General features: G+C 63.4%; 24 protein-coding genes. 16 read left to right on the forward strand and 8 right to left on the reverse strand.

Going from position 1 to position 25,714, the window contains the following annotated elements; genetic code table 11:
* Positions 1 to 31: 31 nt before the first annotated feature.
* From AC1RCO_RS26045 to AC1RCO_RS26055, 3 genes are all read right to left on the reverse strand, one after another.
* Complete coding sequence (locus AC1RCO_RS26045; protein ID WP_342403593.1) at positions 32 to 1,882, reverse strand: amidohydrolase; 1,851 nt, start codon at positions 1,880 to 1,882, stop codon at positions 32 to 34.
* A 31-nt stretch (positions 1,883 to 1,913) separates the two neighbouring features.
* The gene (locus AC1RCO_RS26050; protein ID WP_011060774.1) at positions 1,914 to 2,492 is read right to left on the reverse strand and encodes an antibiotic biosynthesis monooxygenase; all 579 of its coding nucleotides are present in this window, start codon (positions 2,490 to 2,492) and stop codon (positions 1,914 to 1,916) included.
* A 114-nt stretch (positions 2,493 to 2,606) separates the two neighbouring features.
* On the reverse strand, positions 2,607 to 3,248 hold the full coding sequence (locus AC1RCO_RS26055; RefSeq protein ID WP_015635223.1) for a hydrolase: 642 nt from the start codon (positions 3,246 to 3,248) through the stop codon (positions 2,607 to 2,609).
* 161 nt (positions 3,249 to 3,409) lie between these two features.
* Between AC1RCO_RS26055 and AC1RCO_RS26060 the strand changes: the two genes are divergently transcribed.
* From AC1RCO_RS26060 to AC1RCO_RS26110, 11 genes are all read left to right on the forward strand, one after another.
* A complete protein-coding gene (locus tag AC1RCO_RS26060) occupies positions 3,410 to 4,306 on the forward strand; it encodes a LysR family transcriptional regulator (RefSeq protein WP_492618178.1) in 897 nt (298 codons plus the stop codon).
* Positions 4,307 to 4,452: 146 nt separating this feature from the next.
* The gene (locus AC1RCO_RS26065; protein WP_492618179.1) at positions 4,453 to 8,181 is read left to right on the forward strand and encodes a beta strand repeat-containing protein; all 3,729 of its coding nucleotides are present in this window, start codon (positions 4,453 to 4,455) and stop codon (positions 8,179 to 8,181) included.
* A 170-nt stretch (positions 8,182 to 8,351) separates the two neighbouring features.
* Positions 8,352 to 9,011: a methyltransferase family protein gene (locus tag AC1RCO_RS26070; protein WP_065363771.1), complete on the forward strand. Its 660-nt coding sequence runs from the start codon at positions 8,352 to 8,354 to the stop codon at positions 9,009 to 9,011.
* Between the two features lie 642 nt (positions 9,012 to 9,653).
* Positions 9,654 to 11,018 carry a glutamine synthetase family protein gene (locus AC1RCO_RS26075; RefSeq protein ID WP_492618180.1) on the forward strand — a complete coding sequence of 455 codons (1,365 nt, stop codon included), beginning with the start codon at positions 9,654 to 9,656 and terminating at the stop codon, positions 11,016 to 11,018.
* Between the two features lie 137 nt (positions 11,019 to 11,155).
* Positions 11,156 to 12,469 (forward strand): NAD(P)/FAD-dependent oxidoreductase, encoded by a 1,314-nt coding sequence (locus AC1RCO_RS26080; RefSeq protein WP_011060769.1) that lies wholly within the window; start codon positions 11,156 to 11,158, stop codon positions 12,467 to 12,469.
* A 112-nt stretch (positions 12,470 to 12,581) separates the two neighbouring features.
* Positions 12,582 to 13,598, forward strand: coding sequence for a DUF2628 domain-containing protein (locus AC1RCO_RS26085; protein WP_492618181.1), 1,017 nt, complete (start codon positions 12,582 to 12,584; stop codon positions 13,596 to 13,598).
* 181 nt (positions 13,599 to 13,779) lie between these two features.
* Positions 13,780 to 14,541, forward strand: a complete 762-nt coding sequence (locus tag AC1RCO_RS26090) for a hypothetical protein (RefSeq protein WP_492618182.1) — start codon at positions 13,780 to 13,782, stop codon at positions 14,539 to 14,541.
* Complete coding sequence (locus tag AC1RCO_RS26095; protein WP_492618183.1) at positions 14,516 to 14,935, forward strand: hypothetical protein; 420 nt, start codon at positions 14,516 to 14,518, stop codon at positions 14,933 to 14,935. Before AC1RCO_RS26090 ends, AC1RCO_RS26095 begins: the two co-directional genes overlap by 26 nt.
* Positions 14,932 to 15,453 carry a hypothetical protein gene (locus AC1RCO_RS26100; protein ID WP_210456883.1) on the forward strand — a complete coding sequence of 174 codons (522 nt, stop codon included), beginning with the start codon at positions 14,932 to 14,934 and terminating at the stop codon, positions 15,451 to 15,453. The genes AC1RCO_RS26095 and AC1RCO_RS26100 overlap by 4 nt, the downstream gene beginning before the upstream one ends.
* Positions 15,453 to 15,863, forward strand: a complete 411-nt coding sequence (locus AC1RCO_RS26105; protein WP_492618184.1) for a GFA family protein — start codon at positions 15,453 to 15,455, stop codon at positions 15,861 to 15,863. Before AC1RCO_RS26100 ends, AC1RCO_RS26105 begins: the two co-directional genes overlap by 1 nt.
* Entirely contained in the window at positions 15,856 to 16,323 is a 468-nt protein-coding gene (locus tag AC1RCO_RS26110) for a hypothetical protein (protein ID WP_065363762.1), read from the forward strand. Before AC1RCO_RS26105 ends, AC1RCO_RS26110 begins: the two co-directional genes overlap by 8 nt.
* Positions 16,324 to 16,455: 132 nt before the next feature.
* Here the strand turns inward: AC1RCO_RS26110 and nadE are convergent, their stop codons facing one another.
* Genes nadE through AC1RCO_RS26125 form a run of 3 tightly spaced genes read right to left on the reverse strand, consistent with a single transcriptional unit; the run spans position 16,456 to position 19,183 of the window.
* A complete protein-coding gene (gene nadE, locus AC1RCO_RS26115) occupies positions 16,456 to 17,295 on the reverse strand; it encodes an NAD(+) synthase (protein ID WP_492618185.1) in 840 nt (279 codons plus the stop codon).
* A gap of 1 nt (position 17,296) precedes the next feature.
* Positions 17,297 to 18,526: a nicotinate phosphoribosyltransferase gene (gene pncB, locus AC1RCO_RS26120; protein WP_011060764.1), complete on the reverse strand. Its 1,230-nt coding sequence runs from the start codon at positions 18,524 to 18,526 to the stop codon at positions 17,297 to 17,299.
* Positions 18,527 to 18,535: 9 nt separating this feature from the next.
* The gene (locus tag AC1RCO_RS26125; RefSeq protein WP_065363760.1) at positions 18,536 to 19,183 is read right to left on the reverse strand and encodes a nicotinamidase; all 648 of its coding nucleotides are present in this window, start codon (positions 19,181 to 19,183) and stop codon (positions 18,536 to 18,538) included.
* Positions 19,184 to 19,367: 184 nt separating this feature from the next.
* Here AC1RCO_RS26125 and AC1RCO_RS26130 point away from each other — a divergent pair, with 184 nt between their 5' ends.
* From AC1RCO_RS26130 to AC1RCO_RS26140, 3 genes are read left to right on the forward strand one after another with little or no spacing between them, the layout of a single operon-like run.
* Positions 19,368 to 19,913 (forward strand): adenylyltransferase/cytidyltransferase family protein, encoded by a 546-nt coding sequence (locus tag AC1RCO_RS26130; protein WP_072452328.1) that lies wholly within the window; start codon positions 19,368 to 19,370, stop codon positions 19,911 to 19,913.
* Between the two features lies 1 nt (position 19,914).
* Positions 19,915 to 20,622 carry an NUDIX hydrolase gene (locus tag AC1RCO_RS26135; protein WP_492618186.1) on the forward strand — a complete coding sequence of 236 codons (708 nt, stop codon included), beginning with the start codon at positions 19,915 to 19,917 and terminating at the stop codon, positions 20,620 to 20,622.
* An 8-nt stretch (positions 20,623 to 20,630) separates the two neighbouring features.
* Positions 20,631 to 21,137 carry an NUDIX hydrolase gene (locus AC1RCO_RS26140; RefSeq protein ID WP_019094419.1) on the forward strand — a complete coding sequence of 169 codons (507 nt, stop codon included), beginning with the start codon at positions 20,631 to 20,633 and terminating at the stop codon, positions 21,135 to 21,137.
* On the opposite strand, the gene AC1RCO_RS26145 is transcribed toward AC1RCO_RS26140, so the two are convergent.
* On the reverse strand, positions 21,089 to 22,036 hold the full coding sequence (locus AC1RCO_RS26145) for a LysR family transcriptional regulator (RefSeq protein ID WP_125063766.1): 948 nt from the start codon (positions 22,034 to 22,036) through the stop codon (positions 21,089 to 21,091). The genes AC1RCO_RS26140 and AC1RCO_RS26145 overlap by 49 nt on opposite strands.
* 100 nt (positions 22,037 to 22,136) lie before the next feature.
* Between AC1RCO_RS26145 and AC1RCO_RS26150 the strand changes: the two genes are divergently transcribed.
* On the forward strand, positions 22,137 to 23,312 hold the full coding sequence (locus tag AC1RCO_RS26150) for an aspartate aminotransferase family protein (RefSeq protein ID WP_207239077.1): 1,176 nt from the start codon (positions 22,137 to 22,139) through the stop codon (positions 23,310 to 23,312).
* A 75-nt stretch (positions 23,313 to 23,387) separates the two neighbouring features.
* Here AC1RCO_RS26150 and AC1RCO_RS26155 read toward each other — a convergent pair whose 3' ends face one another.
* Positions 23,388 to 23,924, reverse strand: a complete 537-nt coding sequence (locus AC1RCO_RS26155; protein ID WP_011060757.1) for a DUF4174 domain-containing protein — start codon at positions 23,922 to 23,924, stop codon at positions 23,388 to 23,390.
* A 797-nt stretch (positions 23,925 to 24,721) separates the two neighbouring features.
* Between AC1RCO_RS26155 and AC1RCO_RS26160 the strand changes: the two genes are divergently transcribed.
* On the forward strand, positions 24,722 to 25,711 hold the full coding sequence (locus tag AC1RCO_RS26160; RefSeq protein WP_072442325.1) for a response regulator: 990 nt from the start codon (positions 24,722 to 24,724) through the stop codon (positions 25,709 to 25,711).
* Positions 25,712 to 25,714: the final 3 nt, after the last annotated feature.

Here is a 25,714-nt window from a genome sequence, read left to right on the forward strand (position 1 = left end):
CTACCGCCCTGCCGCCTTTTACGGGTTTGCTTCAGAACGCAAAACACGAACACCCAAACGCTCCCCAGAACCCCTGGAAGTCACTCACCGGTACATTGGACATGCGCGCTTTCTGGTGCCCGTGGGCATGCACCGCGCACGGTCCGCTGCACTGGTGCACCTGGCTCTGCAACGGTGCATTGGGCTTCCAATGCCCAGGCACCTTGGCCACCGGCGACCAGTCCGGGGTCACCGGCAGGCTCGGTGGGGCGAGTTGGTCGAAGTCACCGGCGGCATGCACCACCTTGCCATCCACTACGGTGAGCAGGGACTCGATCCACTTGATCGCCTCTTCCTCGACGCTGAAGTAGTCCGCCGACAGGGCCACCAGGTCCGCCAGTTGCCCGACCTTGATCTGGCCCTTCTTGCCCTGTTCCGAGGAAAACCAGGCGCTGCCGTGGGTGTAGAGCTCCAGCGCGGTATCGCGGCTCAAGCCCTGGGGGTACAGCTCCAGCCCGCCGACAGTCCGGCCGCTGACCATCCAGTACAGCGAGGTCCAGGGGTTGTAGCTGGAGACTCGGGTGGCGTCGGTGCCGGCGCCCACCGGGACGCCTTCGGCGAGCATGCGCTGGATCGGCGGGGTCATCTCAGCGGCCTTGGCGCCGTAGCGCTCGACGAAGTACTCGCCCTGGAAGGCCATGCGGTCCTGGATCGCGATGCCGCCGCCCAGGGCCCTCACCCGTTCGATGTTCTTCGGGCTGATGGTTTCCGCATGATCGAAGAACCACGGCAGGCCGTTGAAGGGAATGTCGCGGTCGACCTTTTCGAACACATCGAGCATCCGCGAGATGGATTCATCGTAGGTGGCGTGCAGGCGGAACGGCCAGCGCTGCTCCACCAGGTGGCGCACCACCGGTTCCAGCTCCTGCTCCATGCTCTGCGGCAGGTCGGGACGCGGTTCGAGGAAGTCCTCGAAATCCGCAGCGGAAAACACCAGCATCTCCCCTGCCCCGTTGTGCCGCAGGAAGTCGTCGCCCTGGCCGTAGGTGACGCTGGAGGTCCAGTGCTTGAAGTCCGCCAGTTCCTCCTTGGGCTTCTGGGTGAACAGGTTGTAGGCGATGCGCACGGTCAGTTGCTGCTGGGCCGCCAACTGGTTGATCACCTGATAGTCGTCGGGGTAGTTCTGGAAGCCGCCGCCGGCATCGATGGCACTGGTGACCCCCAGGCGGTTGAGTTCGCGCATGAACTGGCGGGTCGAGTTGACCTGGTACTCCAACGGCAGCTTGGGCCCCTTGGCCAGGGTCGCGTACAGAATCATCGCGTTGGGCCGGGCGATCAGCATGCCCGTGGGGTTGCCGTTGCCATCGCGGACGATCTCGCCCCCCGGCGGGTTTGGCGTGTTGCGGTCGTAGCCCACCACCCGCAGCGCGGCGCGGTTGAGCAAGGCGCGGTCATACAGGTGCAGGACGAACACCGGGGTATCCGGCGCCGCCTGGTTCAGTTCTTCCAGGGTCGGCATGCGTTTCTCGGCAAACTGGAATTCGTTCCAGCCGCCCACCACCCGTACCCACTGCGGCGCCGGGGTGCGCAGGGCCTGTTCCTTGAGCAGGCGCAGGGCATCGGCCAGGGACGGCACGCCCTCCCAGCGCAGTTCCAGGTTGTAGTTCAGGCCGCCGCGGATCAGGTGCAGGTGCGAGTCATTGAGCCCGGGGATCACCGTGCGCCCCATGAGGTCGATGACCTGGGTGCCGGCGCCGCGCAGGGCCATGGCCTGGGCATCATTGCCCACGGCGATGAAGCGCCCGTCCTTGATCGCTACCGCGCTGGCCCGGGGTTTGGCCCGGTCCACGGTGTGCAGGCGGCCGTTGAACAGAATCAGGTCGGCAATTGCATCGGGTTTCATGGCATTGCTCCAAACGAAGGTCGGGAAGGAATCAGGCCGCACTGCGTGGCTGCAGCCAACGGCTGAACAGGCGCGTGACCCGGGGCATGAAGACGTAGACCACCAGCAGCACGATGCTCAGGGTGATCAGCACCGTGGCCGGCACATAGCCGCCAAGCCAGGGCAGTTGGGCGAACAGCGGCTTCCACAATTGCGGCACCAGGAAGCTCAGCGGCAGGATCACCAGGAAGGTCACACACGCCTGTTTCCAGCGCGGTGGCGGGGTCGGTGCGCCGCCGTCCTGGGGGGTAAACCAGAATTCGCGATCGGCGTTGATTTCGGTCTGGTCACCGTCGGCCAGCAGGTGCTGGGCCTGTTGCACCAGCTCGCGGCGGTCGGCGGAATCCAGCCAGTGCTGCAACTGTTCGGTGCTGGCAAAGCGCAGCACGCTGGTGAACAACCCGAGGCCGCCGCTGTGGCCACGCACCACGTCGATGCCCAGGTGCCCCGGATAGCTGCGAGCCTTGGCGATGATCTGCCGCAGCCAGGTTTCATAGGCCTGATCCTGGCCCTGCTTGATCCGGTGACGGACCAGCAGGGTCACGACACCGTCGGTGAGTTCGATGTTCATCAGAAGGCTCCAGGGTCTGCGAGGAGATGCATTTGCGCATCACAGTTAAGGCCCGTAAGCGCTGGCTTGCCAGCGAAGCGGTCGGTGCGATCGCATTCGCCGGCCAGGCGGCGCCTACAGCTGACGTTGCGGGGCCTTGTGCACCATGCTGTAGGCGTAGTCCACGCCCATGCCGTAGGCACCGCTGTGTTCCAGTACCAGGCCCATGACCGCGTCGTAGCTGTCCTTGTGCGCCCAGTCGCGCTGGTACTCCAGCAGCACCTGCTGCCAGGTCACCGGTACCGCGCCGGCCTGGATCATCCGCTGCACGGCCATGTCGTGGGCCTCCTGGCTGGTGCCGCCGGAGGCGTCGGTGACGATGTACACCTCGTAACCTTCGGCCATGGCCTCCAGCGCCGGGAAGGTCAGGCAGACCTCGGTCCACAGCGCCGCCATCACCAGTTTCTTGCGCCCGGTGGCCTTCACCGCGTCCACCAGCTTGCGGTCTTCCCAGGAGTTCATCGACGTGCGCTCGATGGGCTGCTGGCCGGGAAACACCGCCAGCAGTTCCGGCCAGATGTAGCCGCTGAAGCTTTCGGTCTCCACCGAGGTGAGGATGCTCGGCACGTTGAAGATCCTGGCCGCCTTGGCCAGGGCCACGGTGTTGTTCTTCAGGGTCTGGCGATCGATCGATTGCACGCCGAAGGCCATCTGCGGCTGGTGGTCGATGAGGATCAGGGCGGAGTTGGTCGGGTTGAGCAATTCACGAATGGACATGGCGCGTTCCTTTTGCAGTCAGAGAGTGAGGGTCGAACATGACCGGCTGATGGCGCTGCTTGCGCCCCGTGGCGTCCGGCTTGGTGGCTAATCTAGGGCCTGGCCGAAAAAGGAACAATTACCTAAAATCGAGAATCATTGATTCTAAAACAGGGACAATCATGGACCGTATCGAATGCATGCGCGCCTTCGTCGTCACCGTCGACGAAAACGGCTTTGCCGCAGCCGCCCGCGCCATGGACGTGCCCCGCTCCAAGGTCAGCAAACAGATCCAGGCACTGGAAGAAGCCATCGGCGTGCAACTGCTGCAACGCACCACCCGTAGCCTGCGCCTGACCGAAGCCGGCGCCGAGTACTACGAAAGCGTTCGGGAAGTACTGGCCACGGTGGACGAGGCCGAACAGCGCGCGCGCGATGGCATCGCCGAGTTGCGCGGAGTGCTGCGAGTCAATGCACCGATGTCCTTCGGTCTGCGTCGGCTCGGGCCGCTGGTGCCGCTGTTCCACGAACAGCATCCGCTGATCGAGTTGCAACTGGTGCTCAGCGACCAGCAGGTGGACCCGCTGCGCGGCGGCTTCGATGTCACCCTGCGCATTGCCAGCCTGCCGGACTCGTCCATGGTGGCCCGCCAGCTGGCACCGGCACCGCGGATCATGGTGGCCTCTCCCACCTACCTGGCCCGGGCCGGCGTCCCGCGCCAGCCCAAGGACCTGAGCAGCCACCAGTGCCTGAACTACGGCTACCTGCAAAGCGGCGTCAGCCTGCAATTGAGCAACGGCAGTGACGTGCAGCGGGTGCATGTCACCGGGCCGCTGCACGCCAACAACGGCGACCTGCTGGCCCAGGCCGCCGAGGCCGGCATGGGCATCGCCCTGCTGCCGGATTTCATCGTCGAGGACGCCCTGGCGGCCGGGCGCCTGGTGCCGGTGCTCTGCGAATGGCAGGCGCCGCCCATCAGCATCAACGTGGTCTACCCCTCGGCGCGGCGGGTGCCGCAGAAGACCCGGGCCTTCATCGACTTTCTGGCGGGGCACCTGACGGAAAAAATCTCAGCTTGATCATCCCCGTCAGGAACTGTTGATTTTTATCTTCACGTTCGGCCCATAGCGGCCGAAATCGATGGAAGCGATTTCTATCTCAACTAATTGGCTGCAAACACGTTTTTCACGATATCTGGTTCAACATCAAAGCAAGGAAGACGCGAATGGCAATTATCAACGGGACAAACGGTGCTGACACGCTGACAGGTACCGATGGGTATGACGAAATCAACGCTCTGGGCGGGAATGATGTCATCAAGGGGAGTCCCGGAGCAGACAAGATCGATGGTGGCGCCGGTTTCGACACGATTGATTACTCGGCTTCCTCTGCCGGGGTAAACGTGGAAGTACGCTTCGGTACAGGACCGGCTGGCAAGGGCGGAGATGCCGAGGGTACTACTCTGACCAGCATCGAAAACGTCATCGGTTCGGCATTCAATGACGTCCTGACCTCCGGCCCCGATCACACCGCAACCGCCATCCGCCTGGAAGGTGGTGCGGGCGATGATATCTACTACATCAGCACCGGCGTCACGCCGACCATCGTCGAACAGGCCGATGGTGGCAATGATGAAGTGCGAGTGTCCGTAATCAACCCAAGCGGCACAATCCTGGCTGCGAACGTCGAACGTCTGACCTACACCGGCAGCCAGAACTTCATCGGTTACGGCAACGACAGCGACAACATCATCACCGGTGGCTCAGGTAACGACACGCTTTACGGTGGCGCGGGAGCCGACCAATTCTTCGGCGGTGCGGGCCTAGACATCGCTGGATACACCGACAGCAAGGCCGGCGTGACGATCAATCTGAAAACCGGCGTGAACACCGGCATTGCCGCAGGCGATACCTACACCGACATCGAGACGATCAAGGGTTCGAACTACAACGACACGTTCGTCGGCAACGGCCAGGGCATGGCCTTCGACGGAGGAGCTGGCGTGGACACCGTCGACTACTCGACCTCGTCCGCCGGGGTGAAGGTTGAAGTGCGTTTCGGCACTGGCGCGGCCGGCAAGGGCGGAGATGCCGAGGGTACTACTCTGACCAGCATCGAAAACGTCATCGGTTCGGCATTCAATGACATCCTCACCTCCGGCCCAGATCACACCGCCACCGCCATTCGCCTGGAAGGCGGCGCGGGCGATGATATCTACTACATCAACACCGGTGTCACGCCGACCATCGTCGAACAGGCCGGTGGTGGCAATGATGAAGTGCGAGTGTCCGTAATCAACCCAAGCGGCACAATCCTGGCTGCGAACGTCGAACGTCTGACCTACACCGGCAGCCAGAACTTCATCGGTTACGGCAACGACAGCGACAACATCATCACCGGTGGCTCAGGTAACGACACGCTTTACGGTGGCGCGGGAGCCGACCAATTCTTCGGCGGTGCGGGCCTAGACATCGCTGGATACACCGACAGCAAGGCCGGCGTGACGATCAATCTGAAAACCGGCGTGAACACCGGCATTGCCGCAGGCGATACCTACACCGACATCGAGACGATCAAGGGTTCGAACTACAACGACACGTTCGTCGGCAACGGCCAGGGCATGGCCTTCGATGGTGGCGCTGGCGTGGATACCGTCGACTACTCGACCTCGTCCGCCGGGGTGAACGTTGAAGTGCGTTTCGGCACTGGCGCGGCCGGCAAGGGCGGAGATGCCGAGGGTACTACCCTGACCAGCATCGAAAACGTCATCGGCTCGGCATTCAATGACATCCTCACCTCCGGCCCAGATCACACCGCCACCGCCATTCGCCTGGAGGGCGGCGCGGGCGATGATATCTATTACATCAACACCGGTGTCACGCCGACCATCGTCGAACAGGCCGGTGGTGGCAATGATGAAGTGCGAGTGTCCGTAATCAACCCAAGCGGCACAATCCTGGCTGCGAACGTCGAACGTCTGACCTACACCGGCAGCCAGAACTTCATCGGTTACGGCAACGACAGCGACAACATCATCACCGGTGGCTCAGGTAACGACACGCTGTACGGTGGCGCGGGAGCCGACCAATTCTTCGGCGGTGCGGGCCTAGACATCGCTGGATACACCGACAGCAAGGCCGGCGTGACGGTCAATCTGAAAACCGGCGTGAACACCGGCATTGCCGCAGGCGATACCTACACCGACATCGAGACGATCAAAGGCTCGAGCTACAACGACACGTTTGTCGGCAACGGCCAGGGCATGGCCTTCGATGGTGGCGCTGGCGTGGACACCGTCGACTACTCGACCTCGTCCGCCGGAGTGAAGGTTGAAGTGCGTTTCGGTACCGGCGCGGCCGGCAAGGGCGGAGATGCCGAGGGCGCTACTCTGACCAGCATCGAAAACGTCATCGGTTCGGCATTCAATGACGTCCTGACCTCCGGCCCCGATCACACCGCAACCGCCATTCGCCTGGAAGGCGGCGCGGGCGATGATATCTACTACATCAACACCGGTGTCACGCCGACCATCGTCGAACAGGCCGGTGGTGGCAATGATGAGATACGCGTGACAGTGATCAATCCAAGTCATACCTACATGGCAGCCAATATTGAGCGTCTGACCTTTATCGGCAATGGCGCCTTCACCGGCTGGGGCAATGACCTCGACAACATCATCACCGGTGGCTCAGGTAACGACACGCTGTACGGTGGCGCGGGAGCCGACCAATTCTTCGGCGGCGCAGGTTACGACACGGTGGGGTACCTCGATAGCAAAGTGAGCATGACCCTCAACCTCAGGACTGGCGTGCATTCCGGCATCGCGGCAGGTGACACCTACACCGACATCGAAGCAATCAGGGGCTCCAACCTGAATGACATCTTCTATGGTGGAACTTCCGCCATGGGACTGGATGGTGCTGCCGGACAAGACCTGGTCAGCTACGAGCTGTCGGACAGTGCCGTGACTATCGATCTGTCTAGCGGAGTCAACACCGGAGACGCGCAGGGTGACACCTACACCAACATCGAAATCTTCCAGGGCAGCAACTTCAACGACACGCTTTCGGGCTCGCGCTTAAGTGACATTTTGATTGGCGGTAAGGGTGCGGATCTGATTGATGGTCGTGAGGGCCAGGACAGTGTCTGGTATGTCACCAGTACGACAGGCGTCACGATCAATCTGCAGACCAACGTGAACCAGGGTGGCGATGCCGAGGGTGATGTGCTGCGCAACATCGAACGTGTAGTGGGCAGTCACTTCAACGACAGCCTGACAGGTGATGCAAGCGTTAATTATCTGGAAGGCGGGCTGGGCGATGACGTCCTTTACGGTGGTGACGGCAACGATTATCTGTACGGCGGACTGATTTCGCAGATAGGGCCTTTCAGCCTCGATGGCCTGACCAGCGGGCCGCAGGCCGATACGCTGTATGGCGGTAATGGGAACGACACTATTGTCACTGCAAACAACGATCAGGGCAGTCGGGCCTACGGTGAGGCCGGGGGCGATGTCATCACCGTTGTACATGGCATGGCCGATGGTGGTGAAGGTAATGACCTGCTGACGGGCACCGGGCTGGGCTTTTCGCTACTTGGCGGGGCTGGTGATGACAAGCTGATCTTGCGGGCCAGTGGTTGGGCCAATGGCGGCGAGGGTGACGATACCTACATGATCGACACGCGGGCATTGGTCACCATTCAGGACGACGGTGTCAGCCGCGGCGACAAGTTGGTGCTGTCAAATATTAACAGCACCAACTTGCTGATGGACCGCATCGGCGATGACCTCTACCTGCACCAGTCGAGCTTTGCTACTGGCCAGACTCCACAGGAAGGTGTGTGTCTGAAGGGCTGGTTCGCCGGCTACGACACCATCGAGCAAATCCAGACATCTAATGGACAGTTCATCAATCTTCCGGCCAACAGTGATGCATTTGCCTTGTTCGGTTGAGCATCTGACCTCGTCACCCGTTGAGCTAGTCGGCTAAAAGGGATGAGTTCAGTAATGGACTCATCCCTTTTTCATGCCTGATGGAAAGTCCGACTCAGGGTAGTTATATCAACCGGCCCGCAAGTGACTCCTACACTCTGTAGATACTTTTGATATCAGGGTGGGCCCCCATGAATATATCTCCCCAACTGGCCGTTTCCAGCATCCTCGGTGCCCTCGCCTACCTGGGCCTGGCGATCTGGGGCATGGGCGGTTTCTCCGCCTTCTTCGGCCATCCACAGTTGACCCTGATCGCCATCGCCACCCTGCTGATGGTGGTCGCCGCGCTGTACAGCGAAGTCAACCTGAGCAGCGGCGAGCAGGAAGACCAGGGCAACCGCTGGGTGCTGCCGGTGTTCGGGGTGATCGGCCTGTTGAGCGGCTTCGTCCCGGCCTACAGCGACCGCATCGATTTCTGCACCTTCGGCGGCGAAGGCTTGCGCTGGCTCGGGGCCTTGCTGTTCATCCTCGGCGGCGGGCTGCGGCTGTGGCCGGTGTTCATCCTCGGCCGGCGCTTCAGCGGGCTGGTGGCGATCCAACCCAACCACCGCCTGGTGGTGGATGGCCTCTACCGCCACCTGCGCAACCCCAGCTACCTGGGCCTGCTGGTGAATGCCCTGGGTTGGGCCCTGGCGTTTCGCTCGGGGCTGGGGTTGTTGCTGGCAGCACTGACCCTGGTCCCGCTGATCGCGCGGATTCATGCCGAGGAGGCCTTGTTGCTCAAGCATTTCGGCAAGGAATACGAGGCCTATTGCGCCCGCAGCTGGCGCCTGCTGCCGGGCCTCTACTAAGGCTCTGTAAAAAAATCAGACACGCCTGGCAGCCGGGACGCGCCGCTCTAGCACGCGGCTTTCATCATGAAGGCATGCCTCTCGCCAAGGGGCTTGCGCCCTTTACCCCCCTTACATTGGCCTGCGCTTTCTTGCAGTATTGATCCGCCCTGGAGGCTCGCCACAGCAGTTCGCACCCTCCAGCGCCCGGTGTAAACCAAGAATAATCACCCCGAACTCGACAGCGAGATCACCCGGCAGATGCATCCCCAGAGCCCGTTCCACGGATTGGCCTGCACCCGCTCCACGGCCCCGCGCCTTGGCGGTGGTACGCTTGTCGACGCTCGTATCGCACTGCCCTGCCACTCCCCGCTGCACCCTGCCCAACGCCCTCGTGAGGTGCATGAGGTGCGCGCTGGCGTCATCGGTTTTCTCTTCCTGGACAGGCCCTGCCCATGAAGCTTCTGGTCAACCTGCCCATGGCCCTGTGCCGTTCCCGCCTGCGCCATTCCTCACGCCCTCCGGATCACTCGCCGCTGGCCTGATCGCGCTCCTGCGTGGTCCCTCCCAGACCTGATTTCTGCCCTTGCAACCGGCCCGTGCGCGGCGTCGTTGCAGGACCTGAAAACCTGCGCGCCCCACGGGCGCCAAGCGAGCACAAACATGAATTTTGCAGCCCTAGACGAAGCACGGAGTTTCCTCGCCGCCAACCCCGATATCGACATGATCGAGCTGTTCATTCTCGACGCCAACGGCGTGCCCCGGGGCAAGCTGTTGCACCGCGAAGAACTGCTGGCGGTGTACGAAAGCGGCCGGCCCCTGCCCAGCACCATCCTTGGCCTGACCCTCAACGGCGATGACGTGGAGAACTCCGGCCTGGTCTGGGATGTGGGCGATATCGACTGCCGTGCCTACCCCCTGGCCGGCAGCCTGGTACGCCTGCCCTGGCGGCAGATCCCTACCGCCGCGGTGCAGGTCAGCATGCACCCCCAGGAGGGCCTGCCCGCCAGCATCGCCGACCCGCGCCACCTGCTGATCAAGGTGATCGACGGGCTCAAGGCCGAGGGTTACCACCCGGTGATGGCCTGCGAGCTGGAGTTCTACCTGCTGGACGCCAAGCGCGACGGCAATGGCCGGCCGCAACCGGCGCTGGACGCCGATGGCGGTCGCCCGCGCAGCACCCAGGTCTACGGCCTGCGCGAGCTGGAGCAGATCGAACCGTTCCTCGCCGACCTCTACGCCGCCTGCAAGCTGCAAGGCATTCCGGCGCGCACGGCGATCTCCGAATACGCCCCCGGGCAAGTGGAGATCACCCTGGAACACGGCGACGCCCTGGAAGCCATGGACCAGGCCGTGCGCTACAAGCGCCTGGTCAAGGCCGTGGCCCACAAGCACGGGATGCAGGCCACCTTCATGGCCAAGCCTTTCGATCACCTGGCCGGCACCGGCATGCACATGCACGTGAGCATCGCCGACGCCGCGGGCCGCAACCTGTTCGCCAGCCAAGACCCGGCCGGCACCCCGCTGTTGCGCCAGGCGGTGGGTGGCATGCTCGCGTCCCTGCTGGAGTCGCTGCTGTTGTTCTGCCCCAACGCCAACTCCTACCGGCGTTTCCAGAGCCACAGCTACGCGCCCCTGGCCCCCACCTGGGGCGTCGACAACCGCACCGTGAGCCTGCGGGTGCCCGGCGGCCCGGCCAATAGCCGGCACATCGAGCACCGCATCTGCGGTGCCGACGCCAACCCCTACCTGGCAGCGGCGGCGATTCTCGCCGGCATCCATCGCGGCCTGCGGGAAAACCTCGACCCCGGCGAGCCGGTACAGGGCAATGGCTACGCCCAGGCCACCGAACTGCTGCCCACCGACTGGCTGACCTCGCTGGTGGCCCTGGAGCAATCGGCCTGGGCACGGGATGCCCTGGGCTCCGAATTCCTCGGTGTGTACCTGGCGGTCAAGCGTGCCGAGTACCGCCAGTTCATGGCCGAAGTCGGCGAGCAGGACTGGCGCTGGTACCTGACCCAGGCCTGAGGTCCGTTGCCGCTCTGCCGCGCAGGGCTCGGGCGCATCCATTGCGTGCCGAACCCGCCGGCCCATCGACCGATTTCAAAGCCCTGGCCGCTGCCTGCCCGCAGCGGCCCGGCTCACTTTTTTGCGAGGTTCTACCCATGACAGCCGCCTTCGATCCGCGGACCCCGGCAGCCGAGCGCTGCCCCAGCTACTACAGCGCCACCCTGAACCAGGAAACCCACTACCCGACCCTGCAAGGCACTCATCAAGTGGATGTGGTGATCATCGGCGGCGGCTTCACCGGCGTCGCCAGCGCGGTGGAACTGGCCGAGCGCGGCCTGAAAGTCGCCATCGTCGAAAGCCACAAGATCGGCTGGGGCGCCACCGGGCGCAATGGCGGCCAGGTCACCGGCAGCCTCTCCGGCGATGAAGCCATGCGCAAGCAGATGCGCCGCCACCTGGGCGAGGAAGTGGACGACTTCATCTGGCACCTGCGCTGGCGCGGGCACCAGATCATCCAGCAGCGAGTGGAAAAATACGCCATTGCCTGCGACCTCAAGCACGGCCACCTGCACGCGGCCTACAAGCCCAGCCACCTGCCGGGCCTGCGCGCCGACTACGAAGAAGCGGTGCGCCGCGGCATGGGCGACGAGGTCAGCCTGCTGGACCGGGCCCAGGTCCGCGGGCTGCTGGAAAGCGAGCTCTACCACGGCGCCATCAAGAACACCCGCAACCTGCACCTGCATCCGTTGAACCTGTGCATCGGCGAAGCCCGGGCCGCCGAAAGCCTGGGGGCGCTGATTTTCGAACACAGCGAAGTGCTGGAGATCATCCACGGTGAGCGCCCGGCGGTGGTCACTGCCCAGGGCCGCATCGATGCCCGGCAAGTGCTGCTGGCGGGCGATGTGTACCACAAGCTGGAACCGAAGAAACTCAAGGGCAAGATCTTCCCCGCCATGGGCGGCATCGTCACCACCGAGCCCTTGGGCGACCTGGCCAAGCGCCTCAACCCCGAGGACCTGGCGGTCTACGACTGCCGCTTCGTGCTCGATTACTACCGCATGACCGCCGACGGCCGCCTGCTGTTCGGCGGCGGCGCCAACTACAGCGGCAAGGACTCGCGGGACATCGCCGGCGAACTGCGCCCGTGCATCGAACGCACCTTCCCCGCGCTCAAGGGCGTAGGCATCGATTTCCAGTGGAGCTGCGCCATGGGCATCGTGATCAACCGCATCCCGCAACTGGGCAAGCTCTCGGACAACGTCTGGTACTGCCAGGGCTACTCCGGGCACGGCGTGGCCACCACCCACATCATGGGCGAGATCATGGCCCAGGCCCTGACTGGCCACCTCGGCCACTACGACACCTTCGCCGCCTGCCAGCACATCCGCGTTCCCTTCGGCGACCAGTTGGGCAACCCGATGCTGGCGGCGGGCATGTGGTACTACCAGATGCTGGAGAAACTGCGCTGAGGGCCGGGCAAGCATCCGCGGGCCGCTGAACCGGCTTGCTGAACCGCCCCCTGTTCAGTAGGCTGCCCGCCCCTCGAAGGCATGGACCGCCCCGAACCCGCGGGCGGTCCCTGTGCTTCGTCTTGTAAAGACCCGCCCAAGCCTGAGGCTTGGGCCCAGCGAGACCGCCGTTATCCGAGTCCTCGACCAGGAAAGAATCAACCGCATCAATCAAGACCTGACCCGCGCCTGGAAAGCTGATGTTGAAACCACCTGCGTCCTCTCGGGCATCCTGCTGCTCCCCTGCCTCATCCTCATCTGCCTGCTGGATGGCCCGCTGTTCGCCAAGGTCATCCTGTGCACCTTCCTCTGCCTGATGGTCGGTGGCTGGTGCATCGCCAAATGGCTCAACGCCCAGGCGCAACCCAGGACCGACATCACGGGCGTGAAAGTGGAGCAACTGGAAGGCTACTTCGACCGCCGCTGGGTTCGGAACGGCGGCAAGCCCTATATCGAATACAGCTTTGGCAAGCATTGGTTGCACATCCAGACCTCGGCCTGCAGCTTCTTCAGTGGCGACACCCAGTTGAAGCTCAACCGCCGCTATCGCGTCGACGCCCTGTACCTCACCGGCCATTCCAGCGCCTACACCGGCTATTACCTTCTGGAAGAAACCTTCAAGGAAATCTTCGATGACAGCGACCTCAGCGCTACGGAGAAAATCCAGATCGCCGAGCGTGAGAAGCGGATCAACCAGGACCTAGAGGAACAACACAAACGCCTCTACCGCCTCTATCGCAACCCCCAGGGCGAACTGGAAGCCGTGGCCATCGGCTTCAATTTTGCCGCCAGCTTTCTCACCGTACTCTGGTCGTACTGCGTCAGCCTGTACTGGGTGACCGGCCTCACCCTGGCTGCCCTGGGCCTGATCCTGCTGATCCCTGATACAGGCGCCGGCCACCACGGGTTCGCCCTGGGCTGGCTGCTCAGCGCCGGGGTATTCGGCGCGTGCGGCAACCTGTGGCGAGAAAGGCAGGTGCTGTCCAAGGGTTTTGTCCAGGTCGATGCCCTGCTGTCCTGCAACCCCGACCAGGCCAAGGTGCAGTACAAAAGAAAGGTCGAAGAGGCAGCGCCGGGGTTCGGTCAGTAGCGCCGCCGGGCAGGTCATTCCGGGTAACGCGCTACACAAAGCCCTAAGGTTCTCGTACCATCGCGCCGCTCACGAGCGGCGCCAGGGAAGGCCATGTACAGACACTCATGCCTCCCTGCCTGCGCCTTGTCCAAAGTCACTTTCAGGGTTCCCCATGTTCCGCGTAATCAAGGCTTCGTCCTTGCTGCTGGCCACCAGCATAGTTTCTGGCTGCATCAGCCAACCCGCCGCCATCGTCAGCGCCCCTCTGCAACCCGCAGCCAACGAACCCACGACCTATCTGGTGGGCGCTATTGGCCCGCAGTACCTGGGCGGCGGCGGTGCCGCCACCAACCTGCGCCTGCTGATTCGCAAGCGCGGCTCAATCAATGGCGCCGCGGCACTCTGGGAGGGCGACCCACGACCAACGCCTGAGGACATCCATGAACCCCGCGCCGCCGGCAGTGTATTTGTCATGCCGCTCAAACCGGGTGATTACGAGTTCTACAACTTCCAGTTCTGGTCCATGGTCTACACCCCGGGGCTCGGCTCACGCCTGCAATCCCAGGAAGCGCGCGAAGAGTTCGTACTGCCGCTGCGCTTGGAGGCGGGCAAGGCGTATTACATCGGCGAGTTTCGCTCAGTCTGCAGCCAAGTGACCCAGTGCTTCTTTGCCTGGAGCAATCAAATGCCCCGTGACGCCGTGATTGCCCAGCGCCAGGTGCCGGGGCTGCCGGACCTGCAATGGATGCCGCTGGATCGGACAAGGCCAAGCCCTTCATCCTTCCCGTCGACAAGCAAACCAGCCCAGCCAACGCCACTGCGGAGAATCATCCATGAAATCCTGCTTGACCCTTTGCGCCCTTCTGCTGCTCGCGGGCTGCACGGCAACCGACACCTTGCCGGACCGTCCGCTGCCGGATGGCCAAGCCTATTTGATGCCCCTGCATGTGATGGTCGATGACCCATTGCGCGCCGCTGAGTTACGTAACGCCTTGCGTGCCACCGGGGTGTTCGAAGATGTCCAGACCGGCGCCGGACAAGCTGGCGACTACAGCGCCCGCATTCAATTCAAGTCCGAGCGGGACATGCCGCCAATGCCGTTGATCTTCCTCAGTGCCGCCACTCTGTTCCTGATGCCGCTCTCCAATGGCATCGACACCCACACCGACATCAGCCTGCTGTACGAGGGCAAGCTCCTCAAGCGCTACAGCTATCGCAACCTGACGCATAAATACACCTGGCTGCTGGATCAGGGCGGTGAAATGCAAGAGCAGAATATCCAGCGCATCGCCCGCGCCTTTGCTGGCGATCTGCGTCAGGATCAACTGTTGCCAGCCGCGAGTCAGGCCCAATGAACACCATAGGTTTGACCACCCTGCTGTGCAGCGCACTGATCATCACCGGTTGTGGCACCCGAATGGCGCCGCTGGACTACCGCAGTCAACATCCCTATGTACCGCTGACCCTGGACCTGGGCCCGGTGAAAAGTCGCTTCGACGAACAGGAGCAACGGGAAACCATCGCCGCCCTGCGTCAAACCGGAGCCTTCTCCTTTCTCGATGGTGGCTACAGTCGCAGCGGCTACAGCCTCCTGATCAGCGAGCCTGGAGGCAAGAGTGCGGGACTGCTTGGCGCGTTGAATGCCATCACCCTGCTGACCTTCCCCATGCCCTACTCCTACCAGAGCAACTTGCGCGGCAGCCTGCTCAAGGACGGCCAACTGCTCAAGACCTACAACTACCGTCGTGAAGGCTATAGTGTGGCGGCCTGGTATGTACCGCCGGTGCAGATCGAAAGCCGCAGAGAGATGCTCGATGAACTGCTGCGCGATTTGGAAAAGGACCGTTTGATTCCTCAGGAGAACCCACGCTGATGACTGCCAGCCTGTACCAGGGCGGCTGCCTGTGCGGGCAGATTCGCTTCGAGGCCCAGGGGCCTGCCGCCAATCCCCATACCTGCTCGTGCAAACTGTGCCAGCGCCACAGCGGCGCGCTGACGCTGGCGTGGGTCGAATTCCCCCGAGAACGGGTGACCTGGACCGGCCCTGGCGGCGCTCCGGCGACCTTCAGGTCGTCGGACTCTTCGAGCCGGGCCTTTTGCCGGGCTTGCGGCAGCTCCCTGGGGGCCATCGATGATCAGCCGACCATTGCCTTGCTGCTGGGCTGCTTCGATGACAACCGCGAGCCGGCGCTGATGCCGCACAGCCATTCGTTCAGCGACCGCTGGCCCGAGGGCTGGCAGCCCGCACCGACAACGCAGGATAAAGGCGGACAGCATGAGTGAAGCACCGTCGCGCTGCAGCTCCCCCCTCGCCTCGAACGTCTGGACCTGGTACGGCCAGGACGAATACCGAAGGATCATCCTGTTGGGAGAACTGGGCCTGGCCCTGGAATTTCTCGCCCTGGACGCCAAGCGACAACGGGTGGAGGTCGGTTGCTGTGCCGAGTGCAATCTGTGGTCTGGCTATCTGGACTATCTCGCTGGTTTTGTGAAGCAGTTTCCGCTGCATCTGGCGCCGCACTTGCTGCCGCGCTTGCAAGCACTGTTAAGCGGCTGTGAAGCACTGTGCCGGGAGGCTTACGGCCTGACCCTGGAAGACAACGGCTTCGAACACCCGCAATGGCGACCGCTGCGAGAAGGCGCCCGCGAGACGCTGGAGATATTGGGTTGGTCGCAGGTACGGGAGCATATGCCGGAGCTGACCGAGGATTGCCGTGAGGCGTTGCGCAGATGGCCGGATTGAACGCTCAAAGGGTGGCGGTGCTGCTCCGGGCCCCTTCGCCAGCAAGCTGGCTCCTACGGTATTGGGTGCAGCGCTGCCTGTAGGAGCCGGCTTGCCGGCGAAGGCGATTCGGCGGACAACACAAGTCCGTTGCTACAGGCCAGCTATCGCCGGGGTGTGGGGCAAGGCGCGTTTGTGGGCAGTGCGCAGGTAGGCACGCTCGATCAACTGGCGCACCGCGTCGGTAACGGGCTCGCCCATCAGGTAAGCGTCAATTTCTGCGTAGCTGCAACCATAAGCTGTTTCATCCAGCTTGCCCGGCGCCAGTTCCTCCAGGTCCGCGGTGGGCGCCTTGTACACCAGATGCCCTGGCGCGCCGAGGGCCCCGGCCAGCAGCCGCACCTGGGTCTTGGTCAGCCCCGACAGCGGGGCCAGGTCGCAGGCGCCGTCGCCGTACTTGGTGAAGAAACCCATCAGGGCCTCGGCGCCGTGGTCGGTGCCCACCACCAGGCCGTTGCTGAAGTTGGCCACCGCGTACTGGGCCAGCATCCGCGCCCGGGCCTTGACGTTGCCCTTGACGAAGTCCGTGAGGGCCGGCGAAGGCTGCAGGCCGTCGATCCGCACCTGGTTCATCAGGCCCTCGACGCTGTCGGCAATGTTGCAAGTGCTCACCGCGTCGGGGCCTATGAAGTCCAGGCAAGCCTGGGCATCACTTTCATCCGCCTGTTGCCGATAAGGCAGGCGCATGGCGATGAAACGGGCCTCCTGCCCCGCGGCGCGCATCTGCTCCACCGCCAACTGGCACAGGCGGCCGGCGGTCAGGGAATCCACCCCGCCACTGATGCCCAGTACCAGGGTGCTGCAGCCGGACTCGCGCAGTACCTGCTGGATAAAGGCCACACGCCGGGCGATCTCGGCGGCCTCGCCACCGCGAACCAGTTGCCGGTCAATGCCCAGTTCCCGGGCGATGCGTGCTTGGGTTGAATTGCTCATGTCAGGCCTCCAGGGGCGAGTGGGCAAGATCGACGTTGAACACCTGGGCCGCGTACCGGAGGAACGACGGGTCTTCGCAGACGTTCTTGATCGGGTCGTCGGAGAACTTCACCACCGGTTCGCCATGCACCCGCACCAGCTTCATCACGATGCTCAGCGGCTCCACGCCCTCCACATCGCAGGCCAGGCTGGTGCCCATGCCGAAACCGAAGCGGGCCTGGCCACGCACGTGGCGCAGGATCGGCAGGCATTTCTCGAAGTTCAGGCCATCGGAAAACATCAGGTCCTTGGTCCGCGGGTCGATGCCCAGTTCCCGGTAGCGGGCCAGGACCTTGTCGGCCCAGAGGATCGGGTCCCCGGAATCCTGGCGCAGGCCGTCGTAGAGCTTGGCGAAGTACAGGTCGAAGTCCTTGAGGAAGAAATCGGTGCTGATGCAGTCGGTCAGGGCAATGCCCAGGCGCCCGCGGTACTCGTGCACCCAGTTCTCCAGGGCCGCGTTCTGGCTCTCGCGCAGCCGCCCCAGTTGCTGGTGCACCATCAGCCATTGGTGGGCCATGGTGCCGATCAGTGGCAGGTCGAACTCGTAAGCCAGGTGCGCATTGCTGGTGCCGACGAAGACCCCGGGGAAATCGCTGCGCATGATCTTCACCACTTCGCGCTGGGCCTTGAACGACAGGCGCCGGCGGGTAGAGAAATCCGAGACGCGGAACTCGGCAAGCTCGTCGCGGCTGGCGTTTTTCTCCAGCCATTCGAACTTCTGGTAGAGCCGGCGAGTGACATCCTCAAGCTCCACCTCGGGGTACTTATCGCGGTTGCGCAACTCGCTGACCATGGCCAGCACCGGCTGCTCGAACATGATGCAGTGCAGCATCGGGCCGCGGACGCGGATGCTCAGTTGGCCGTCGACCGCCGCCACGTGGATGTAGCGCAGGTTGAAGCGGAACAGGCCGAGGAACTGTTCGAAGTCAGGGGTCAGGTATTCACGAAAGCGCTTGTTGAACAAAAAGCGCTGTTCGCCTTCGCGCATCTGCAGGCCGGCAAGCTTTTCCAGTTCCTGGCGGATCTCGGGGATCAGGTGCACCAGGGACTCTCTGGAACGAACGATGAACTGGTATTCCACGTCCACATTGGGGTGCTGGTGCAACACCGCCTGCATCATGGTGAAGGTGTAGTAGTCGGTATCCAGCAGGCTCTGGATCACGCCGTTGTTGCGGTCAAATGCACTTTCCATGGTGACTCCTCAAACCTTGGCGAATCTGGCGGTTTCTTCGCGGGTCGCGGCAACCGTGATGCCCGCTTGTTGCATGTCGGCGATGGCCTGGGTAGCGCCCTCGGCGCTGATGGCCCGGCACGCCGGCAGGTGAATGAGCACCTTGAAACCGGCAGCGGCCAGTTGCAGGGCAGTGGTCTTGACGCAGAAATCCAACGCCAGGCCGCCGACTATGACTTGCTGTACGCCCTGGCCCTTGAGGTACTCGATGACCCCGGTCGACAGCTTGCCGTGCAGGTCGTGGTAGCAGGCGCCGTAGGGGTGCAGGTCCGGCTCCACGCCCTTCCACACGAAGTAGTCGTAGTCATAGGGCGCAGGCAGTTCGTCCAAAAGGGTGAAGCCTTCAGTGCCCGGAACGCAGTGGCTGACCCAGGTCAGATCGGCATGTTCAAGGCCCGTGGGCTGGAGCATCTGGTCGTGCCCGGTCACCACCCAGGGAGCCTGGGGGCTGTGGGCGTCCTTGCTGCCGATACGCAGGCTGGCGAGGGTCGCCATGAAATTCAGCTCGCCGCCGATGCGATCGCCTTCGGTCACGGGCAACTCGTCCGGGCACAGCGGGGTAAAGCTCTTTTGTGCATCGACATCGAAGGAAGCGGTCTTCATCGTTTGGCTGTTCATGCTGGGTCTCTCCTCTGCATGGAGCACAAAGTACATGTCATGTACTTTCATGGCAAGCCCTCCTTGGATTTTATTTTTCTCAATCGGACTTCAATCAAACCGAACAAATAAGCTGAAAAAGAATATTCTCCGCCGACAAAAGCGATGCTAAGGTACATGTCATGTACCTAAAAAGGAAAAGCAGATGTTTGAACTGGCCCTCTATGGCGGCGCCTTCAACCCGCCCCACGCCGGGCACGCCCAGGTGATGCTCGAAGCCGCCCGCCATGCCCGCCGGGTACTGGTAGTGCCCAGCTTCCGCCACCCGGACGGCAAGCGCATGGCCGACTTCGAGCAGCGCGCCAGCTGGTTGCAGGCAATCACCGCGCACCTGCAGCCAGAGTGCGACGCCGAGCTGGCGGTCAGCCGCCTGGAACGGCAACTGGCCCTGGCCGACCCGGGCCCGGTCTACAGCTTCACCCTGTTGCAACGCCTGGCCGACGACCTGGCCCTGGACGGCAAACGCATCGCCCTGGTGGTGGGCGAAGACGTGGCGCGCCAGTTGCCCAGGTTCCATCGCGGCGAGGAACTGCTGCGGCGCTTTTCCATCCTCTGCATCGAAGAGCAGCCCGGGGTGCGCAGCAGCGTGTTGCGCCAATGCCTGGCCCGTGGCGAAACGCCGCCCAGGCAATGGCTGGCCCCGGGAATGAATCCGCTAAACTACGGCCTCTACGCCGTCCACGGAAGTTGATATGCACGACCGCACCACCCTCCCCAGCGCCTACCTGCACACCATCGACCTGTGCCTGCTGCGCTATCACCGCGAACGCGGCGAGCTGCAGATCCTCCTCCATCAACGGGATGCCGAGCCCTTCGCCGGGCACTGGGCGCTGCCGGGCATCGTGGTCAACGGCGACGTCGAAGACCGCAGCCTGAATGACGCGGTGGAGCGCCTGCGCCGTTCGAACAAGGTCGACATGCCCCTTGCCTGGCTGGAACAGGTGGGCACCGTGGGCGACGCCTTTCGCGACCCGCGCTGCTGGTCGTCCTCGACCTTCTACCTGGGGATCCTCAGCGAGCCGGTGGAGCCCGCCGCGCAACAGGGCTTCTTCGCCCTCGGCGAGGTGGCCAGCGGTGCCTTCAAGCTGCCCTTCGACCACAACGCCCTGGTAGCCCAGGTGCACGAGCGGCTGTTTTCCAAATCCCTGTACAGCAGCCTGCCGCTGATGTTTCTCGGCAACGAGTTCAGCGCCCCCGAGGCGGTGAGCATCTTCTCCCTGGTGCTGCAGCGTCCGGTGCTCAAGACCAGCATCCGCCAGCGCCTGCTGAAGATGAGCGAGGCCGGCTACCTGCGCGACACCGGGCGCAAGAAGAGCGGCGACGGCGGCCGGCCCCAGGCCACCGTGGAGCAGCTCAAGCCCGCCGAGCTGTATTTGTTCGATCGTTGTTTCCTGGAGTGATAGCCCCCATGAGTTCCACCCCCGACACCCAGTGCCTGCTGGAAACCCCGTACTTCAAGGTGGTCCGTGAGAACGGCTACTTCATCATCAAGGAAGCCCAGGCGGTGAACGGCGTCGTGGCCGTGCCGACCCTGGCCGATGGCCGACTGATGCTGGTCAACCTGCGGCGCCGGGCCATCGGCGGCCAGTCCATCGAGTTTCCACGGGGCGCCATCGATGTCGGGGAAAGCGCCTGCGACGCGGCGGCCCGGGAACTGCTGGAGGAAACCGGCTGGCAAGCCTCAGAGGTACGCCAGCTGGGGCTGCTGCACAGCAACACGTCGCTGATCGCCAGCGCCGTGGCGGTGTGCCAGGTGCAGATCGCCGAGCAGCAGGCCGCCGCCACCGATGGCGAAGTGGACCATGTGCTGTGGGCCAGCCGCCAGGAGTTGCTGGCAATGATCGCCGCCGGCCAGATCACCGATGGTCACACGCTGTCGGCAGCGATGATGCTGCTGGCCAGCGAGTCGGCCTGACGCCCCCATTTCTCCAGGGCAAAGTCGACAAAGCTGCGCAGCTTGGGCAGGCGATAGCGGTCCTGGGCATAGAGCAGGTGCATCGTCCGAAAGGGCAACTGATAGTCCTGCAGCACCGGTACCAGCCGGCCCTGCTGCAGGTCTTCCTCCACCAGCGCATCGGGCATCATCACCAGCCCCAGGCCACCCCGCGCCGCACGATGCAGGCCGGACGAGGTGTTGGCCAGCAATGACCCCGACACCGGAATCTGCACATCGCCTTCAGGCCCGCGCAACGGCCACAGGGTGGCGGTGGCGCTCCACTCATCACCGGCCGGGTAGGCAAATGCCAGACAGTTGTGCCGCTGCAGGTCCTCGGGGACCTGGGGCGTGCCGCAGCGCTCCAGATACTCCGGCGCAGCGCAGATCGTCAGGGTGTAGTCCTGCAGGCGCCGGGCAATCAGCGAAGCGTTGTCCAGGTTGCCCAGGCGCACCGCCACATCGAAGGTGCCATCGGTCAGGTCGAAGCGCTGGTTGGCCAGGGTCAGCTCGACCTTGACCTGGGGGCAGCGCTGGCGGAACTCGTCCAGCGCTGGCGCCAGGCGTTCGGTGCCGAAGGTCAGGGGTGCGGTGATGCGCAAGGTGCCGGTGGGTTCGCCCTGGACCTGCTCCGCCAGGCGCTCGGAATCCGCCACCAGCCCCAGCACCGCCAGGCAGCGCTGGTAGTAATCACGGCCAAAATCGGTAAGCCGCTGGCGCCGTGTCGTGCGGTTGAGCAGACGCACCCCGAGGCGCTGCTCCAGGGCCCGCAGGTGATTGCCCACCATGGTGGTGGACATGCCGCACTCCCGGGCCGCGGCGGTCATGTTCCCCGCCTCCACCACCTTGACGTACACCGACATTGCCTGGAACAGATCCATTATCAACCCTGACTTCAAGATGATTAAAGAAATAGCGAGTTTATCTAGCCTGGGTGGCTAACGATACTGATAGCACACCCCCAAGATGGAGCTACCCGCCATGACCGCCGCCTGCCTGATGAGCACCTACCAACCCCTCGCGCTGAGCTTCTGCAAAGGCCTGGGCAGCCGTCTCTGGGACCAGGCCGGGCGAGAATACCTGGACGCCATCGCCGGGGTCGCGGTGACCGGCATCGGCCACAGCCACCCACGGCTGGTCGGCGCCATCAGCGAACAGGCCGGCCTGCTGCTGCACAGCTCCAACCTCTACGACATCCACTGGCAGCAGCAACTGGCCGCCAAGCTGACCCGATTGAGCGGCATGGACCGGGCGTTCTTCAACAATTCCGGGGCCGAGGCCAACGAGACCGCCCTCAAGCTGGCACGCCTGCACGCCTGGCACAAAGGCATCGAGCAGCCCCTGGTGGTGGTCATGGAAAACGCCTTTCATGGCCGGACCCTGGCCACCCTGGCCGCCAGCGACGGCCCGGCAGTGCGCCTGGGCTACGGCCAGTTGCCAGGCGGTTTTCTCAAGGTGCGCTTCGGCGATCTGGCCGCCCTGGAATCGGCCGTCGCCGAGCATGCTCCACGCATCTGTGCCGTATTGATGGAGCCGATCCAGGGGGAAAGCGGCATCCAGCTGGCCCCACCCGGCTACCTCAAGGCCGTGCGCGAGCTGTGCACCCGGCGCAACTGGCTGTTGATGCTCGACGAGATCCAGAGCGGCATCGGCCGCACCGGGCGCTGGTTTGCCTGCCAGCACGAAGACGTGGTGCCGGATGTGATGACCCTGGCCAAGGGCCTGGGCAACGGCATTCCCATCGGCGCCTGCCTGGCCCGGGGCAAGGCTGCCCAGCTGTTTACCCCGGGCAGCCACGGCAGCACTTTCGGCGGCAACCCCCTGGCCTGCCGCGCGGCCTGCACCGTACTGGACGTCATCGAGGACCAGCAGTTGCTGGCCAACGCCGAACAGCGCGGTGCCCAACTGCTGCGGCGGCTGCGCGAGGAACTGGCGGTGCATCCGGCGGTGCGGGAGATTCGCGGACTGGGGCTGATGGTGGGTATCGAACTGCGACAGCCGGCCCGAGAGCTGGTGCAGGTCGCCGCCCGTGACCACGGGCTGCTGATCAATGTCACCCGGGGCACCACCATCCGCCTGCTGCCACCCTTGGTGATCGATGGGCAGGAAGTGGAGATGATCGTCGATGGGCTGCGTCAGACCCTGGAGGCGCTCTAGACTGGGCGAGGCGGGGCAATGCAGTCGGCAGGCACCGGGGCGGTCAGCGCCTGCCCCGGCCTCCGCCCATGGGCTTCAGTCGTCCAGCGCCTTGGGCGCTGCGGCGGGCTTGGCCGCCTTGCCGGCCTTGGCATTGGCCGGCTTGGCCTCCGGCTCGGGGGCCGGAGCCGGCGCTGCGGCCTGTTTCTCCGCCGCCGGCAACTGGTCGACGGCACTGAAGACTTCCTTGAGCTCGATGGCCCCGGAGTGCTCCAGCTTCTTCTCGCCGTCCTTGCCCACCAGGATCACCTTGGTCTGCGCCCCGGCGCCCAGCTTGAGGCTGCGGATCAGGGCCATGGTGGATTGCGGGTCGATGTCCTTGCCATCGCGCTGGCCGATGGTGTTGATCACCGTGTACAGGACCATGTTGCGTTCGTTGAAGGCTTGACGGGTGGCCGGCTCTTCCAGGGACTTCTTCAGGCTCACCAGGGTCGGGTCCACGGTGCTGGGGGCAATCACGATCAGTGGCCGTGACTTGCCCAGGTCCTGGGTCAATGGGCCGTCGTTGTCGGCCGCCAGGACAGGGCCGGCAACAGCGAGCAGAGTAGCGAAGGTCAATGACCGAATGAACATGCGTCTCTCCTTATGTTTTCCACGCACTAATGATTGCGCATTGCGGGAAAAGGTCCAGGCCGGGACTCAAAATCTGACATTTTTTTGCCCACGGCGCCGCGCTGGTTATCGGCTTGCCACAGGCCGCGCACGACCGGGGCTGGCGCCCTTCGAGCGGTCGGCACAACCAGGTTCGCGGTAAGGTTTTGTTGCACATGCGGCAGGAGCGCAGCCGACAACTACGCTCCTGCCGCACTCGTTCCAACAGCCTTGCGCCCACTCTTTAATATTCGAATCAATACAACAGCGGCCCTGGGTTGTTTATAAGAACCGCTGCACGACACATTCAACCCACACAACTCCAGCGCTCTTAACAACCATTGAAACGAACCACTCGCAGAACCTACGGCAACAATCAACAAGAAGATTCCGAAAGTTTGAAACTTATGCCTCAAGTGTCATTTTTCAAACGTCAGAAAACAGGCGCGAATCCCCTACCCCGATAGAAAAATCTGTCTATATCAAGGCTTACAGAGGCCTCTCAGATTTTTTGCCACAGCCCACGCCACGGGCCGCCGCGGCCTTTTAACTGCTGCCCTGCAACAACTCTAAGTTACATGCCCAGGCCTGCTTGAATTGCAGCAGACAATGATCTGGAGCAAATAACCGAAGCCATCACTACTTGTTCTTTTATTGCCGAGGGAACTATAGTGCGGCGCGGCACGGACAGCCCGATACGGCACAACTATAAAGCGGCAACTCGCCCTATTACCGAACACTATCCCTTACGGGTTTTTTCGAATGAGCGTCCGATACCGATGATCCCCCTCCTCATCTGCGATGACTCGAGCATGGCCCGCAAGCAGGTGCTGCGGACCTTGCCCAGCGAGTGGCGGGTGTCCGTGACCCAGGCCTGCAACGGGCGCGAAGGCCTGGAAGCCCTGCGCCGCGGGCTGGGCAAGGTGGCGCTGCTGGACCTGACCATGCCCGTGATGGACGGCTACCAGGTCTTGAGTGCGGTGCAGGAAGAAGGCATCGAGGCGCAGATCATTGTCATCTCTGGCGACATTCAAGAAGAAGCCGTGCGCCGCACCCGCGAGCTGGGCGCCCGGGCCTTCCTCAAGAAGCCCTTCGACCCGCAGCAACTGCGCGCCCTGCTCAACGAACTGCAACTGCTGGACAGCACGGACACCAAGCCACTGGCAGCCCCTTCGCCAGCACCGGTGGTGACCTTTCGCGACGCCTTCCGGGAAACCGTCAACGTTTCCATGGGCTACGCCGCGGCACTGATCGCCAAGGTCCTGGATGTCTTCGTGCACCTGCCGATTCCCCACGTCAATGTGCTGGAAGCCGGCGAGTTGCAGATGCTGCTGGCCGATGCCAACCGCGCCCGGCAACTGACCGCCATCTGCCAGAGCTACATCGGCAGCGGCATCGCCGGCGAAGCCTTGCTGATGTTCTACGACTCCGAAGTGGCCGACATCGCCCAGTTGATAGAGCAAGGCACCGACCCCTACCAGGAAATGGAAGTGCTGATCGACCTCTCCAGCGTGCTGATCGGCGCCTGCCTGAGCAGCATCGCCGACCAGCTGGACGTGTTCTTTTCCGTGGGCCATCCCCAGGTACTGGGGGAACACACCACCATCGACGAGCTGATCGTGCTCAACCAGCAGCGCTGGAAAAAGACCCAGGCGGTGGAGATCAGCTACAGCCTGGAAGAACAGAACATCCACTTCGACCTGTTGCTGTTGTTCACCGAAGGCTCCATGGCCTTGCTGGAACAGAAGCTCGCCTACCTGATGAGTTGAGCC

This window comes from Pseudomonas sp. GW823-FHT03E05 (assembly GCF_058796855.1).

What these genes read in the sequence shown, in the direction of transcription:
- AC1RCO_RS26100 (WP_210456883.1), top strand. Translation starts at nt 14,932, where the DNA reads ATGAACACCATAGGTTTGACCACCCTGCTGTGCAGCGCACTGATCATC.
- AC1RCO_RS26150 (WP_207239077.1), top strand. Translation starts at nt 22,137, where the DNA reads ATGACCGCCGCCTGCCTGATGAGCACCTACCAACCCCTCGCGCTGAGC.
- AC1RCO_RS26045 (WP_342403593.1), bottom strand. Translation starts at nt 1,882, where the DNA reads ATGAAACCCGATGCAATTGCCGACCTGATTCTGTTCAACGGCCGCCTG.
- AC1RCO_RS26110 (WP_065363762.1), top strand. Translation starts at nt 15,856, where the DNA reads ATGAGTGAAGCACCGTCGCGCTGCAGCTCCCCCCTCGCCTCGAACGTC.
- AC1RCO_RS26135 (WP_492618186.1), top strand. Translation starts at nt 19,915, where the DNA reads ATGCACGACCGCACCACCCTCCCCAGCGCCTACCTGCACACCATCGAC.
- nadE (WP_492618185.1), bottom strand. Translation starts at nt 17,295, where the DNA reads ATGAGCAATTCAACCCAAGCACGCATCGCCCGGGAACTGGGCATTGAC.
- AC1RCO_RS26070 (WP_065363771.1), top strand. Translation starts at nt 8,352, where the DNA reads ATGAATATATCTCCCCAACTGGCCGTTTCCAGCATCCTCGGTGCCCTC.
- AC1RCO_RS26060 (WP_492618178.1), top strand. Translation starts at nt 3,410, where the DNA reads ATGGACCGTATCGAATGCATGCGCGCCTTCGTCGTCACCGTCGACGAA.
- AC1RCO_RS26065 (WP_492618179.1), top strand. Translation starts at nt 4,453, where the DNA reads ATGGCAATTATCAACGGGACAAACGGTGCTGACACGCTGACAGGTACC.
- AC1RCO_RS26125 (WP_065363760.1), bottom strand. Translation starts at nt 19,183, where the DNA reads ATGAACAGCCAAACGATGAAGACCGCTTCCTTCGATGTCGATGCACAA.
- AC1RCO_RS26160 (WP_072442325.1), top strand. Translation starts at nt 24,722, where the DNA reads ATGATCCCCCTCCTCATCTGCGATGACTCGAGCATGGCCCGCAAGCAG.
- pncB (WP_011060764.1), bottom strand. Translation starts at nt 18,526, where the DNA reads ATGGAAAGTGCATTTGACCGCAACAACGGCGTGATCCAGAGCCTGCTG.
- AC1RCO_RS26145 (WP_125063766.1), bottom strand. Translation starts at nt 22,036, where the DNA reads ATGGATCTGTTCCAGGCAATGTCGGTGTACGTCAAGGTGGTGGAGGCG.
- AC1RCO_RS26075 (WP_492618180.1), top strand. Translation starts at nt 9,654, where the DNA reads ATGAATTTTGCAGCCCTAGACGAAGCACGGAGTTTCCTCGCCGCCAAC.
- AC1RCO_RS26080 (WP_011060769.1), top strand. Translation starts at nt 11,156, where the DNA reads ATGACAGCCGCCTTCGATCCGCGGACCCCGGCAGCCGAGCGCTGCCCC.
- AC1RCO_RS26155 (WP_011060757.1), bottom strand. Translation starts at nt 23,924, where the DNA reads ATGTTCATTCGGTCATTGACCTTCGCTACTCTGCTCGCTGTTGCCGGC.
- AC1RCO_RS26095 (WP_492618183.1), top strand. Translation starts at nt 14,516, where the DNA reads ATGCCCCTGCATGTGATGGTCGATGACCCATTGCGCGCCGCTGAGTTA.
- AC1RCO_RS26105 (WP_492618184.1), top strand. Translation starts at nt 15,453, where the DNA reads ATGACTGCCAGCCTGTACCAGGGCGGCTGCCTGTGCGGGCAGATTCGC.
- AC1RCO_RS26055 (WP_015635223.1), bottom strand. Translation starts at nt 3,248, where the DNA reads ATGTCCATTCGTGAATTGCTCAACCCGACCAACTCCGCCCTGATCCTC.
- AC1RCO_RS26050 (WP_011060774.1), bottom strand. Translation starts at nt 2,492, where the DNA reads ATGAACATCGAACTCACCGACGGTGTCGTGACCCTGCTGGTCCGTCAC.
- AC1RCO_RS26140 (WP_019094419.1), top strand. Translation starts at nt 20,631, where the DNA reads ATGAGTTCCACCCCCGACACCCAGTGCCTGCTGGAAACCCCGTACTTC.
- AC1RCO_RS26130 (WP_072452328.1), top strand. Translation starts at nt 19,368, where the DNA reads ATGTTTGAACTGGCCCTCTATGGCGGCGCCTTCAACCCGCCCCACGCC.